The sequence below is a fragment of the Bdellovibrio sp. ZFWA1 genome, from assembly GCF_056175665.1.
On the sequence record NZ_JBJKJH010000001.1, the window covers coordinates 988,545 to 1,003,435 of the forward strand.

Genomic DNA, 14,891 nt, shown 5'->3' on the forward strand with positions numbered 1-14,891 from the left:
TATCTCAGTGTAAGACACCCTTTGTTTTTCCTTGTCTCAGAGTGAAACGTTTGGGATTAATAGACTCATGTCAAAAGTAAAAAAAGCCATTATTCCAGCTGCGGGTCTAGGCACTCGGTTTCTACCTGCCACTAAAACTGTTCCAAAAGAAATGCTGACGATCGTCGATGCTCCGATCATCCTATATGTTGTTGAAGAGGCCGTTAAAGCAGGCATCGAAGACATCGTACTTATTGCCGGACGTGGTAAACATGCGATCGAAGATTTTTTCGATACTTCCTACGAGCTTGAAGACAAACTAGCCAAAGACGGAAAGCTCCACCTTCTAGAGCGTCTTTCTAAAATCCGAGATCAAGCTAATATTATTTCAATTAGACAAAAACAGGCTTTGGGTTTGGGTCATGCCGTCCTCTCAGGCCTTCCGGTGGTTGGCAAAGAGCCTTTCGCTGTTTTATTGGGCGATGAAATTACAATGGGCTTCCACGGAGAACCGAACGTGACGGCTCAGCTAGTTGAGTCTTTCGAAGAAACTGGCACCTCGGCTATCGCCATTATGAAAGTTCCAGAAAAAGATGTTTCTAAATATGGGATCGCCGAAGTGCAAGAGCTGCGACCTGGATTTTTTAAAGTCACGGATTTGGTTGAAAAACCTAAGCCAACGGAAACTTCAAGTCGCTGGGCTCTGCCAGGACGTTATGTTTTCAACTCTAAAATCATGGACCTTTTGGCTAATGCCAAGCCGTCTTTAAATGGTGAAATTCAACTGACGGATTCTATGAAGGTTTTGTGTCATCAAGCAGGCATCAATGCAATGACCTTTTCAGCAGTGCGCTTTGATGCTGGTGATAAACTTGGATATCTTCAAGCAAATATCGAACTTGCTCTTCGTAATCCAGAAGTCAACGAAGGTCTTCGCACTTACCTTTTTGAACTAGTAAACAAAATCAACAAAGGGGAATATTAATGCGTTCAGGACTTTTGATTCTTCCTATTTTGTTTTTCTTGAATACGGCAAGTGCTTGGATCATTCCCGCGCGAACAATAGTTCAAAAAACAGTCGAGAACCATGGCAGCAGCCCCTATCAGATCGAACAAGATGTGATTTTTGAACATGGAGACAGCAAGATTGTCCTAAAAGAAACTTGGCAAGTGCTGGATGATTCCAGCATGAAGGTCACGGTACAGTCGCGGGATCCGAAAAATCCTATCAGTCTTCAGTTTATTTACAACGACGGTCAGCGCATGCAGCTTCAGCCCAGCGGAAAGACTGGTAAGACCATCGAACCCGAGTTTGCTGAAAGGCCTTTTCATTTTAGAACGTCAGAAGCTATGGCTTATTTTCTTAAACAAAATAAAGTCGCTCCAGACGGAATCCTGTTAGCAAAGGCTCTTCCGGCGAAGACCTCAGACATAAAGCACGAAACTGAATCCTTTGTTCGTTATGGCCGCAGTGGTGGCGTCATTAATTACGTTTTTGGTAGTCCAACTCCATCTGACACTGAAAATCTAAATCCGGGCGTTTGGATTGAACAAGATGCTTTTGTCATTCGCAAAATTCGCTTTCATGCGGGCGCAACAATTGAGGCTTCAGACTATGCCAGCTTTCCTAAGGGTCTTTGGTTTCCAAAAACTCGTACAATTTCTTGGGGAGAGCATAAGGTAACAGTTAAAGTCACCAGTCTGGATATCAAGAAGAACCTAACAGCTGCGGCTTTTAAGTCATCGGCTTTAGAGATTACAAATGATTTTGCCGCCCTTTCCAAAGATGAAAACACGACAATAATTTCCGAGTTCTACACGAGGTTCAGATGACCGGTTCTCTGTGGAGGGTCGCAGTCGATGCGCCTCTTCGAGAGGCCCTGACCTATGTTTCTGATTTACCATTGCAACGAGGAATGGTTGTCGATGTTCCATTGGGACGCCGAAATGTAAAGGGCGTTGTATTAGGGACCACAGCAACTAAACCTGATTTCGAGTTAAAGAACATATCCTCCATTGACGAAGAATATCCCATTTTACAAGATCATTTTGTTAAATGGCTTGAATGGTTGGCGCAATATTATATTCATCCTCCGGGCCAGGTCATGCAGTCAGCTTATCCTCCTCTGCGTAGGACAGATAAAACTCGCAAAAGCTCTCGCCCCCCAGTTATTCCACAATTTGAACTAGAGACTCCACCTGAATTGACAATTGAACAAGAGCAGACTTTTAAAGCCATCGCTGCAGAGTCGGACTTTTCAACCCACCTGGTATTTGGGGTCACAGGGTCCGGAAAAACTGAAGTTTATCTAAGACTGCTTGATAAGATTTTAGCCGAGGGTAAAACCGGTTTAGTTTTGGTTCCTGAAATTTCTTTAACACCTCAGTTAGTAAATCGCTTCGCAAAAAGATTCGGCGATAAAATTGCCGCTATTCATTCACAATTAACAGATCGCGAACGCACCAATCAATGGTGGGATATTGTTAGCGGTAAGAAGTCGATTTTAATTGGGGCTCGCTCGGCCTTATTTTGCCCTATCCCCAATCTAGGACTTATCATTGTCGACGAAGAGCACGAGCCTAGCTTCAAACAGGAAGAAAAACTAAAATACAACGGCCGAGACGCATCGATTGTTTTAGGGAAGCTTTCCAACTGCCCTGTTGTTCTTGGCTCTGCAACGCCCTCTCTAGAAACTTGGAAAAACGCCGTCGATGGAAAATACAAGCTTCACACCTTGAAAAACCGCGTCGCGAATCGCTCGATGCCAACGATGGAAGTTATCGATCTTCGACAAAACAAAGCTGATGACGATATTCAAAAACTTGTGACTTACAAATACGCCCACATTCCATTTTGGATGAGTCCCCAACTATTCGAAAAGATGAACGAGATTTTAGAGCAAAAAGATCAAGTCGCTTTATTCTTGAATCGACGTGGGATTGCTCAAACGGTTCTATGTCCTTCTTGTGGTTACACCGTAGAATGCCCAAACTGTGACATCAATTTGACTTTGCATGGGCACTCGCACTTGGTTTGTCATTATTGCGACTACCACGAAAATCTAAAAAAGAAGTGCCCGGACTGCAAAGAAGGAGAGCTCGAATCCATCGGACTTGGCACCGAAATGATTGAACGCGATCTAGCTATTTTGTTTCCTGATAAAAAAATTGCGCGCGCTGATCGCGACGAAATTCAAAATCGGGCCGACCTAGAAGAACTTATTTCAGGAATGGAGAGCGGCGAAGTTGATATTTTGGTTGGCACTCAAATGATTGCCAAGGGATTGGATTTTCCAAAATTAAAATTGGTAGGCTTAGTGCTTGCGGATGTAGGATTTAACTTACCCGACTTTCGCGCGACCGAACGAAGTTTTCAATTGATTACTCAAATGAGCGGTCGCAGTGGACGACACGTTAAAGAAGGCGAAAATCCTGGATACGTTATTGTTCAGACTTTCAACAAAGAGCATGACTCGATTCGATTTGCACAAACTCATGATTTTGTGGCCTTTGCAGAGCATGAATTAAATATGCGATCGGCGCTAAACTATCCTCCTGTGGGTAAGCTGGCCAGTTTTCGCATTCAGGGTATTCATCAAAACAAGGTTGAAGAGGCGGCTCGACTTTTATCTAGACGGGCTCAAGCTTTAAAAGAGCAACACCAGGCAATCTATAAAGAAATTGAGCTTTTGGGTCCAGCTGAAGCAGCACTTGCGAGACTTCGCAATCAATTCAGGTATCATTTCTTAGTGAAGGCTTTAAATCCCCAAGCGATGAACAACTTTTGTCGAACGTTATTGGGCGATGAAGAGTGGATCCCCGCCGGAGTAAAAATATCGGTGGATGTGGATCCGATGAATCTATTATAGATCGAAGGAGTTTTAGATAAGATGATATCATGCCCGCGCTGCGGACTTTCTGTCACTGAATTGCATGTTCCCGAAGGCGACCTCAAAATGCGTGTTGAGGCGACCGGAGAACAATTGCCAGGACAGATTTGCGCTGGTTGTATATCTGATCTAAAAAAATTCGTCGCCACCAGCAGTGGCGGCGTCTTGATGGCGCAAGAGCGGGCAAAAGAGCAGCATCGAATCAATATGTGGAAAAGCCGAGTCGGATTGATTAAGCAGGCTCGTGCTTGTATGTCACAAAAAATGTTTTCCGAAGCCGCTGTGGCTTATGAAAAATATCTGAAAATATTAGAGATCGTCTTTGAAGTGAAAAAGGGTGAAACACTCACACCAGAACTTTTTAAAGAGACCCAAAGAACTTCAGAATTAACGATGGTGGCATCGGTGTATTGGGATCTATTAAGAATCTACGATACTCATGACAAATACCACGATCGTATGGTGAAAGCGGCAAAGCAGCTGGCTGTTTTTATTCGCTTCACTCCGATTTATCCAGACATCATGAAAAAGGCCGAGAGTTTCGCGCGTAATGCGAAGAATCCGCAGATTATAAAGAACTTTATCAAGCTGTCTGGGGAAGAACGTCCGCGCTGCTTTATCGCAACAGCGGCATTTGAGGACCCCTTTGCAACCGAAGTGCAAATTTTGCGTTTTTACCGGGACCACAAACTGCGCAAAACTTCAGCAGGCAGATCCTTTATTCGAATTTACTACCGATATTCCCCTTATTTGGCGCGGGTTTTAGACATCTTACCCGTGTTGAAGGCTCCCGTTCGCACCCTCCTTCGCATGTTGATTAAATGCGTTAGCTAAAGAGTCCGTTTTGGGCTTGCAAAGGACCTAGGTCCTGATGGATTGTCATAGTATGGCACACGTATACGACTATGCAATTATTGGAAGTGGATTAACGGGATTATCGATTGCGGCAGCACTTAGCCGTGAAACCAAAAACATCGCATTGATTGATGGCGCCGACTTTATTGGCGGAGTGAATCGCTCTGCTCAATTTCCAACTGGCAAAATGAACAATGGTATTCGGTTTATCCCTGCGACCAACGCGGGCGAAAAGGCACTTTCTTTTTTAGAAAACCTTTTAGGCATGAAAATCATGAAGGGCACTCTTGAAGCGGCCCCTGTGACATACGAATCTGGCCAGCTAAAGCCTTTCGTTGGCTTTGGCGCAAATCCCCCTGCATTTTGGGAAGAACTTGGTTATTTCACATGCGCCGATCGTTATGAATTGAATCTTCAACCATGGCAATGGCCTGCTTTATTGGCCGAAAAATTCCAAGGCGATGTGCTTGCTCGCTCGTATGTGACAAAAATCAATATGGAAGGCGACCGTGCGGTCTCATTGACAATCAACGGTTCAAAAACTTTACTAGCCCAAAATATTATCTATACAGGCCCTACAAAGTCCTTGGCTTTGTTGTTACCTGAAGACGCAATTCCTATGCGGGCTCGTACGAAGTTGTCTAAAGAAACTTATTGGACATCTATAGGCGTAGACATTTGCCACAGCCATCTTGTTACGGAAAATCCAACTGTGCATGTTCTAAATGGAACCACTCAGGATGAGATCGGCCCCTGCGCAGGTCAATTTTTACCTGCAGTAACTACGGAAGATGGCAAGACTCTGCAAGCGTCTCAGTGGATCACGTTCATGGAAGATGTTGAAACCGAGGACTCTGAAGTTGTTGGTTTGGCTTTAAAAAAGATCAAGCGTCAAATTAAGCGCGCTTATCCTGAAGCTTTAGAGAACATCGTTCACGAACGTATTATCGTAAATCCAATGATCGGCGGTAACGGGGATCTGAAGCTAAGTGCAAATCAAACTTTGCCAAGCATGGAAAATCTTTGGATTGCTTCACCGACATTGAATGCTCAGAAGAACTTAGTTGGCGCGCTTCTTCAGGCCGAATTGATTGTGAATTCTTTAGGCTTCACTGTCGAACACCAAGTTCTGGATCATCATATTCAAGATCAAAACTTGGAAAATCAATCAGAAGTCACTATGTAAAAAAGGCTCCGCAAGGAGCCTTTTTTATTTTTGATAGTCGTACTTCCAACTACCAACCAGCTTAAATCCTGCTCGTTCGGCCACTTTGATAGAGCCAACTAATTCTTGCTGAACTCGAATTTGGGGAATTTTCCCTTGGGAGTGCAAAACTTGGCAAAGATAGCTGACACACAATGAAGCGGCACCCTTTCCCCGCGCTGCCGGTGCAGAGACATAACCAATATCTGCAATCACATCAGAGTCTAAAAAAGGATAGGCGCTAGCTCTTGAAATCATCGTTTCGCCTTCAAAAGCGCCCACGACGATGGGGTGGTCTAATTCAACGAAACCGGCATCAAGATCTTCTTCTGAACATAAAGCTGTCATTTTATCAAAAGCATCCTGATCAACTAACGACAATCGCCGCGCCGTCATCGAGCCGAGCCGGGAATTGGCTTCTGAGGCTGCATTAAGTTGATAATAGATTAAATCAGCGGGATTCCAGCGAAATGAAATGGATTCCGTATACTTTCTAAATCCTTCGCTATTAAGTGAAAATTCAGATTCGAATGCATTCCAATGCTTATCGGTCATTTTGACGTAATCAACATCAAACAAATTCACCCAAGAAATTTCCAATTTCGCAGTGTTTGGAGTTTTCCAAATCTTTAACTGCGGAAGGTCCACCACCAAAACCGAACCTTCATCAAAATAATCAAACCAAATCTTCAAGATATTATCATTCATATGGAAAGCTTATAATTCACTTTGCAACATCAAACAATCAAATCCCAATATCAACGGTATTGTGAGGTAAGTCGGCAGAAAGTTAAGTCCCCTTAGAGCCATACACAAAACGTTTTGTGATCGTGCCATTTACTTTTTTTTGCAATACGACGATTCAAAGAGTCGATCTCGTAAGCAATCACAGTTCCATTGGGAAGATTCACCTGAGTCAGATTACCGAACGAATCGTAAGTGTAGTTCGTTGTCTGATTTAATCTTGAATCCGACTAAATATTTCTGGATTCAATCCATCCAAACTACCTTCAATTCCCCGATCAAGCTGGATTTTAACATCAAGCCCTTGCGACAAGTCCGGGTCTAATTTAACGACGTAGTAATCGCCCTGGAAGTAAAGATACCAAGCCTTGGGAGCACGACCTACAATAGTCATGACTGTCCCAATAGGAACTACGGTTTGAAATCCTATGTATGGTCTATCGGCGTTTTTTGAAACAGCTAAATATGCATCCGCAGCATCTCTGTTGATTTTTTTGTTTTCAAGACTCTTATACCAAGCAGCCAAATAGATCGGCCTAGTGATTTTGTATTTTTGACCAGATCGAAGGTCTTCTGCGTAGGCCCTACCGAAAAACAAAGACAAAATGAGAATGAGATTTGCTTTAATTATTATCTGCACATCGGCCCCCGTGGCATTGCAGGTTGATTTACAATTCCTATTGATCTTAACACTTCTTGACCTAATGAGTAGCCATACAATGGAATCATTGATGGAATATTAGCTATCGCATCTGGCACACCCAGCCCAGTTGCCAAATCTGCAAATGCATCATGATTCTGACCAAATGTATAACCTGCTGGCACATGTCTCTCGATAAAGTCACTGATCTGACCACCAGCTGATGCTGGAGGCACAATTGAATCCGGCCGCCCAACAGCACCTCGCTCCTGCCAATCCTGTCGAAACCAATAAAGACCAGTGGGATCAATTAAATTCACCGGATCATTCATCACATACCCATACAAATTAGTATCGCCACCACCAAACAAAATCGGATCCTTACTTGTCCATCTACCGATCTCTGGATCATAATGACTGTCAAAGATCCCGCAAATCGCAGAGTTATTCTCATTCAACTAAATTACAGAGGGAAATCGCTACTTTTTTTAAACTTATCAATGGATACTTGTTGCTGAATTTCGAGAATTTTGTGAAATTTTTGGCCACAAAGTGGCCATTAAAATATTAATTTTATTAAAACTTGCTGCCCTATCAATTTAATAATCTAACCAAATAATCGTCTTCTTTTGGACTTAAAATGATCCCTAAAGGAATAATGAATTGAAAATTCTGAACTCTCATCTATGCTTTCAAGCTCTTCTTCCTTCGGCGGACGATGTGACCAAACATAAAATGGCCTTCCATCTTTAAGGAGATAAATACATACAAGACCAAAATCATAGGCTACTTCAAGTAGTTGCTTGTGGTTAAGTGCTTGTGATTTTAATGAAATCGAGCTAAAGTCCTTATATCCAAAAAACTGCCGATCACAAAATTGCTTCAAAGATTCAAATAAATTTTCAATTTGATCAGAAGTATAATGAGCCGATAGCTCATTCTTCCACTCACCAATCATGTACTCACCGAAAGCCGATGAAATATTGTCGACCATATCCTTAGATATGTAATTTCTATCGCCATACTTTTCCTTTAAACAGTCAAATAAATATATAAGATCTCTAGGCCTATATAAGGTCTTATCAACTAAATACTTAAAACTATTTTTCTCAGCATCCCAATCTCGAAATAATACCTCCCACCCACCTTGAGACAGACTCTGACCCTTTTGCGCATAGGAATACTCTACTCTTGAAGCAATTAAATTTCTTAATGGCACTTTTTTTTCGTCGTCGACATACATGTCATGATCATACCAATTTAATTTGAGACTATTCGCATGTAGCATTTTATTAGTATCAGCCTCATACATGAGGTCGACCAACATGTCGGTCCTAATCAAAATAACCGGAAAAAGTCTTACGCCCATTTCGTGAAACCTTGTAAATAAACCTTTCGCCGACCTCAACAAAGCTATAATTGCCATTTTCTGTATTTTGCTTCCGGTATAACCATGATCTAAATTATCTATCACGATGAAGTACTCATTCGCCTTGTCACGAAAGCTACTTTGCAGCACTGTTGCAAGAAGCTCTTTTAACGGCCCAAGAAGTTTCATAAAATGAGCTTTACCATTCGTGGCTTCAATCTCGGTAATCCCTTTTGCCTGAAGTAACCGGTTCAGCGCCGCTATTCTTATTTCGTTCTTTTCACTGGCAATTTGCTGTTTAAGCTCTAATGCTCCCGGTGAACAATAGCCCTGATTAATTTTATAAAATCTATCGAACTCTGCTCTGTGAGTACTGCCTAAATTGATACTCTGATCATCAAGAACAAACTTTCCCATTACACATAAAAAAATCCATTCCCAGAGCGCTAAGACATGAGCCTCGTTAGCATTATTTAATTCCGGCATCTGCACAATCTGCTCAACTTCTTTCATTGAGTAATGAAGCTTGTGTGAAAATAAGTTTGGCGAGCTTTGTCTCTGCAAATAGTAAGAAAATGCGGACTTACCGGTGCCTTTTCTACCATGAATAATAAACTCTCCCTCTCTTACTCGCTTAAGGCAGTCAAATGGATCTAAATAAACTCTATCGAAATATCTACCCTGATCTATTGTAACTTCTGTTTCAGCATCGACTTTCCCGAATGTGATTTCTTTAAGCGGCAAGTGTTTCATACGAAATCTCCTGCTCTTTAGTAAACAACATTATATTTTTATGTTTAAGTATTTTTTTAAAAGCAGGACTAAAAAGTTGGATAAATCCGTCAAATATCTGCACGAATTATGACTGCACTCTTCTTTCTCAAGATTTCAAAAAATCAAGATGAAGACTTAGCTTATGTTAGAGAGTGGTTCCCTTTTCAGGAAATCGTCTAGGCAAGGATTAGGCGCGGCCTTAGACCCGAATGAAGTTTGAGCATGAATTTTTATAATTTTTGTAAACATCTGGCCACGGATTGGCCATTCTTAAAACGAGATAAAATCTTTCCTAAAACATTAATTCCCGGTATTTGATCGCCGAGAATTAATTAATTTAGCAAGTTGAAATCGGTCGCCAGGCGAACCTTGGGGATCGGTAGGATTGACTTGTAAGTTGTCGAATTGACCGCTAACAATGGAAATGGACGATCCAAGATTTAACTTTTCACCAGATTTCAGTTTCAACGTTAAACCAAAAGTAAGTTCGTTAAATTCTGCTCTATCTATTTCTTCATATTTGATCTCAAGATTTCTTCCCATAAGAGGATAAGATATCACCAATGCAGTTGAATTAACGTTGATGCGTATCGTGAACTACCTTCTCTCAACCGATCAATGAGTATCGAAATAGTTATGCCTATCGTTATCCCAACGACCGTTCCGACTCCGGTTGAGATCTCATCTTGTCCCAAATATTTACTTCCAAATAACGCACCAAATGCAGCCCATGATGCAATGACAAATCCACCAAGAATTAACTTACCTAAACTCATATCTTTCCTTTAATGCGATGCCTGACAAGCATTGTTTTGATTTATAGTTTGTCCCAGTGGATTCAAAGAATAAAAAGGTTCAGGCTTTACGTTTAACCAGAAATTTATCCAATCCATTATCTTGCCAGAAATTCAAATTTTATTGAATTTTTTGACACGATCTAGACACGGATTTACAGGAGGGAAAAGAATCGTTGGCACAGAAATAATCATACAAAGTTAGATAGCTGTCCACTTCCATCATGAAATTCTACTTCCCAGACCTCATTGCCTGAGAAATTAAACACTTGGATCTTAAAGTTACTGGACAGCTCAATCTCCAAGTCACCCGATGCACTATCGAACTTCACACTGAAGGCACTTTTACCTACGACAGCATCCGCTAACTTCTTTGTTGCATTTATCTTTTCAGGAAGACCGTAGTTCTGACCATCGTCAAAACTACTAAGCCTTTCTTCAGGTAAACCGATTAAACGCCAATAGACTCCTGAGATCTTATCGTCATTGGAAAAGTAAATGACCGTCGCACCATCAACATTTTCAACTTTTTTTATCGAATGCCCGGATAGCGCATTTAGCGATTCTAAAAAGGATTTCGCCATTTTACTTACCTCCCACAGGACAAATATGACCTGCTGGATCGTTTTTGCCAACAGGATTGCCGAAAATGTCTGTATATTGTCCACCTGAGTTTTGAATTCGCGCATATCCATTCGGATATCTTGGCGTTGGGTCCATCAATCGAATGGTATTCGCTCCGCCTATAGAGTTAGGAGCTTGTATTTTTAGTCCCATTCCATTGTTAGCCACACTGACTGTGGAGCCCGGTTGGGCAACAACTGCCGTGCCATTCGGCGCGACGTAAACGGTTCCGCTACCGGAGGATGAGCCACCGCCTCCAGCTCCCTGCATCCCGTTTAGACTTAAGGGATTGCATGCTCCGTCATCTGCACATCGCCCCTCTAATCCAATTGGATCAATCCAATTTATCGGATCGTTCCAAGTGTAACCATACAAATTAGTATCACCACCGTTAAACAAGATCGGATCCTTACTCGTCCATCGCCCAACTTCAGGATCATAATCCCGCGCTCCGAATCTCACAAGCTTCGTGTCAGGATCATAAAGTCCACCAGCAAATCCAAAGGGCAAGTAACCCACATTGGTGTCTTCTAAAACTCTTCCGAATTCATCGTGATCCATTCTGGCTAACACTGAACCATTGGACTGACGAACCACCAATCTTGGTGAGCCCAAGTGATCCGAGATCATACGGTACTTCACACCTGAAGCGATCACATAATCTGGGATATTCCCCTTAGAGCCATACACAAATCGCTTTGTGATCGTGCCTGCGGCATTAAGCTCTGCTGCGATTCTGTATTGATCCATGTAAATCCAACGACGTGTCACCGTGCCATTTACTTTTTTTGCAATACGACGATTCAAAGAGTCGATCTCGTACGCAATCACAGTTCCATTGGGAAGATTCACCTGAGTCAGATTACCAAACGAATCGTAAGTGTAGTTTGTTGTTTGATTTAGAACCGTATTGGTTTTTGACTGAAGTTCGCCGTTAGCATTGTAAACATAAGTGTTGGTGTTGTAGGCATTCACCCGGTCTTGATTGTCGTAACTTGCCGTTGTGGTTGTGCCGTAAACACTGCCGCTATTGCGGTTGTTGTTAGAGTCATAACCATAAGTGGACCGAACTACGCCTCCTAGTTTCACTTGTTGCAATCGGGCTGAGTTGTCGAAAGTGTATTCGTAAGCTTTAGTGATAGAGTTCATAACTTGAGTTTTTGTTTGAACTCTGCCAAGCGCATCCCGTGTCAACGTTAAGTTATACAAGGTCGTTGCCCCACGCTTTGCCAAGTAGCCCGTGACTTCACCATAGGTATTATAAGTGTATGTGTCAGTGAATCCCGAAGAGCCTGTCCCCATGGTGACAGTACTTAATTTCCCATTCGGATATGAATACGTTAGCGCCATATCGCCAGCTGTCGCTAGGTCTTCATCATTGTTGTAGGTATAATTAATCAAAGAATTATTCCCTAGCTCGTTGTAAACATCATCAGAAGCAACAAGCCCACCACTTCCGAATGTTTTCATGTATTGCTGAACTGGGTTCGAGTTTACGTCGTACTCGGCATACCCCACCACATAAGGTCCTTGATAGTTTAACCCGGTTGCCTTGCCGCTTGGGCGCGTGATTTTGCTAACTAAATCAGTTCCATACTGCCACTCGTAATTATACACCCCTTGCGGAGTATTGATATTTTCAAGCAAACCCGTCGTTAAATTATAATTAAAATTAATTGATGTCCCCTGCGGCCGGTTGATCTGCGTAAGTTGCTTATCATCGTTATATACGTAGTTTGTCGAAGTGATCGGATGCGCGCTCAAGCTTGGTGGAATATACGACTCTGGCAATTCATGAGCATTGAGTGTGAACGCATGAGCCGGCCTCCCCGCTGGGGTTAGGCTAGAAATATTTCCCATGGCATCTCGACCATAAGTAATGACTCGTCCATCAGGAAGCCCCTGAGTGATCAGCCTTCCAACCGAATCATATCCATACAAGGTAGTTTCACTCAAAGCATTCGTCACCGAACTCAGCCACCCCGTCGTCGGCGAATACACCAACTGAGTACTTCGTGTACCCTGAGTAATATTCGTCAGGTGTTCATTTGTATATGTGAGATTTATCGGCATTAAGGCGCCAACCTGTACAATCGTTGGCCGCTCATAATTATCAATCGTCACATACTGAACTTTCCCCATTCCACTGGTAGATGTAAATCTACTAGTCGACGCATCGTAATTTGTTGTGATACTCCCATTGCTTCCGATAGTTATCTGGCCGACAGCGCTTAAAACAGAAAAAGGGTCCGCACTATTTGCTAATTGATATGATTTGCTCTGCGCATGAACTCTTCCAATGATGTCAGTTGAGAATGATCTAAACAGCACCCCCCGATTAAATCTGGGATCAACTGTATTTGTCCAACTTTCGCTGCCTAAATATGAATATCTATTGAAGTTTGATCCGTTTTGATTTGAGGAATAATTTGTAGTACTACTTCCACCAAATTTGAAAATTTCCGATTTACTAGTTTCTCCTTGTGGGTTCCTGATTGATTCGATGTATTCTTCACGCCCTAGTGGTGAACTTATTTTAATTTTCGAATTCTTTGGATCTGATAGATTAATTTTCTCTAGAAGAGTATAGAATCCACCAACATGCGCGTCTTTAATTAGGTTGCCTTCTTGATCATAAGTAAATGTACTTGTTCGTCCTGAAAAATTGGTAAATGTCTTTAATAGACCTGCGTTAGGATAATAAGTCATCTCAGCAACAAGACCATTCGAACTGAGAGATGAAATATTCGATAATGAATCAATACTCAAATTAACGATATTTCCATAAGGAAAAGCTATATAACTAAGATTGCCGTTTGAATCTCTAAAGAATTCAATTTCTCGTCCAAAGGAATCTACGATTTTATTAAGATATCCATTTCCCGCATATTGATACGTCTCAATTACAGAGCCCTTCAAATTAGTTTTTGTTTGAATATGACGACCCTGCCCATCAAAGACGACTATCCCCTCACCACGTTGATATACAAATCCCAAGCCAGGAACAAATTCAAGAGACATCTTATGTTGCTCACCAGTGGAACTAAATACCGTTTCACCTTCAACATCGTAAAAATAGAATTCTTCTGGCAACCATCCATTAAGACCAAACTTCCGTGAATCTAGATGACTAACTGGTATTTTGTTTTCAGATTGTAAGGTCCCAGCCTGAAAGTGCTCAGTAACAGATAAAGTTAAGACCTCAGATGTTGAGTTTGGTACACCATTAGCATTAATCTTATCCCAAAAGTAAACCAACTTTTTTGATGGAAATTCATTTTGGTATGTTCCGCTCGATAGGACTGTTTGTCCTTTTTTTAGTACATATGTGTAGGAAAGAATGCTTTCCCTTTTTTCATCTCCTACAAATGTAAAATCTACTTTCAGTCCCGCTAAATTTTCCTTTTGCAACTTACTTGAGTATAAAAGCGACCTATTCGAAAACGGAAATCGCACCTCTTCGTAAAAAAACTGATCATCCGCAAAAATCACAGAGCCTGATTTATGCATAGGACACTGAAGTTGCGCATAGCTCTTCAATCCATAACTTCCAATATCGCAATAGGCCACATCGAAGGAGCCACTAGTTTTTTCTACTGTTGATGTTCCATCGCTATAGCTATAAGTATAGTCTATTTTGCAATTAATACGCCGAGCCTTAAAACCATTATCCATTATCTTATCAGCGCTTGATGATGAACCACTTGTACACTGACTTACTAAACTCCCTCCCGAATACGGTGGCGGATAGAAAATACATCCATTCCCTGATACGCAAAAATTTTCATACGCCTTGACCTGACTAAAAAAATTCTCCTCACAAGTCTCAGAATGCGCATTTTGAATTCCAAAGTAGAGAAACACCAACAAAAATAAAAAAAGTCGCTGCATTTTAAACCCACTGTTAATAGCATTTATTAAACATTCTGAAGTTTATTCGCAGCATCTCAATATTTTTGATATAAACTAGACTTTGTTATTATGAAAGGACTGACTAGCTCTCAAGAGCCCTTCAATT

At 41.7% G+C, this 14,891-nt stretch carries 12 protein-coding genes; 5 read left to right on the forward strand and 7 right to left on the reverse strand.

Annotated elements, in window-relative coordinates:
- Positions 1-67: 67 nt before the first annotated feature.
- Genes galU through AC04MN_RS04690 form a run of 5 tightly spaced genes read left to right on the forward strand, consistent with a single transcriptional unit; the run spans position 68 to position 5,910 of the window.
- Positions 68-964, forward strand: coding sequence for a UTP--glucose-1-phosphate uridylyltransferase GalU (gene galU / locus AC04MN_RS04670; RefSeq protein ID WP_475382026.1), 897 nt, complete (start codon positions 68-70; stop codon positions 962-964).
- A complete protein-coding gene (locus AC04MN_RS04675; protein ID WP_475382027.1) occupies positions 964-1,812 on the forward strand; it encodes a hypothetical protein in 849 nt (282 codons plus the stop codon). The genes galU and AC04MN_RS04675 overlap by 1 nt, the downstream gene beginning before the upstream one ends.
- Positions 1,809-3,848, forward strand: coding sequence for a replication restart helicase PriA (gene priA / locus AC04MN_RS04680; RefSeq protein WP_475382028.1), 2,040 nt, complete (start codon positions 1,809-1,811; stop codon positions 3,846-3,848). Before AC04MN_RS04675 ends, priA begins: the two co-directional genes overlap by 4 nt.
- Positions 3,849-3,869: 21 nt before the next feature.
- Positions 3,870-4,703 carry a CFI-box-CTERM domain-containing protein gene (locus tag AC04MN_RS04685; RefSeq protein WP_475382029.1) on the forward strand — a complete coding sequence of 278 codons (834 nt, stop codon included), beginning with the start codon at positions 3,870-3,872 and terminating at the stop codon, positions 4,701-4,703.
- A 52-nt stretch (positions 4,704-4,755) separates the two neighbouring features.
- A complete protein-coding gene (locus tag AC04MN_RS04690) occupies positions 4,756-5,910 on the forward strand; it encodes an NAD(P)-binding protein (RefSeq protein WP_475382030.1) in 1,155 nt (384 codons plus the stop codon).
- Between the two features lie 24 nt (positions 5,911-5,934).
- Here the strand turns inward: AC04MN_RS04690 and AC04MN_RS04695 are convergent, their stop codons facing one another.
- The 7 genes from AC04MN_RS04695 to AC04MN_RS04725 form a co-directional block, all read right to left on the reverse strand.
- Positions 5,935-6,636 carry a GNAT family N-acetyltransferase gene (locus AC04MN_RS04695; protein WP_475382031.1) on the reverse strand — a complete coding sequence of 234 codons (702 nt, stop codon included), beginning with the start codon at positions 6,634-6,636 and terminating at the stop codon, positions 5,935-5,937.
- A 250-nt stretch (positions 6,637-6,886) separates the two neighbouring features.
- Entirely contained in the window at positions 6,887-7,312 is a 426-nt protein-coding gene (locus tag AC04MN_RS04700) for a hypothetical protein (RefSeq protein WP_475382032.1), read from the reverse strand.
- A complete protein-coding gene (locus tag AC04MN_RS04705; RefSeq protein WP_475382033.1) occupies positions 7,303-7,770 on the reverse strand; it encodes an RHS repeat-associated core domain-containing protein in 468 nt (155 codons plus the stop codon). The genes AC04MN_RS04700 and AC04MN_RS04705 overlap by 10 nt, the downstream gene beginning before the upstream one ends.
- Positions 7,771-7,919: 149 nt before the next feature.
- The gene (locus AC04MN_RS04710; protein WP_475382034.1) at positions 7,920-9,434 is read right to left on the reverse strand and encodes a P-loop ATPase, Sll1717 family; all 1,515 of its coding nucleotides are present in this window, start codon (positions 9,432-9,434) and stop codon (positions 7,920-7,922) included.
- Positions 9,435-9,755: 321 nt separating this feature from the next.
- The gene (locus tag AC04MN_RS04715) at positions 9,756-9,998 is read right to left on the reverse strand and encodes a hypothetical protein (protein WP_475382035.1); all 243 of its coding nucleotides are present in this window, start codon (positions 9,996-9,998) and stop codon (positions 9,756-9,758) included.
- 442 nt (positions 9,999-10,440) lie between these two features.
- Positions 10,441-10,833 carry a hypothetical protein gene (locus AC04MN_RS04720; protein ID WP_475382036.1) on the reverse strand — a complete coding sequence of 131 codons (393 nt, stop codon included), beginning with the start codon at positions 10,831-10,833 and terminating at the stop codon, positions 10,441-10,443.
- A gap of 1 nt (position 10,834) precedes the next feature.
- On the reverse strand, positions 10,835-14,548 hold the full coding sequence (locus tag AC04MN_RS04725) for an RHS repeat domain-containing protein (protein WP_475382037.1): 3,714 nt from the start codon (positions 14,546-14,548) through the stop codon (positions 10,835-10,837).
- Between the last annotated feature and the right edge of the window lie 343 nt (positions 14,549-14,891).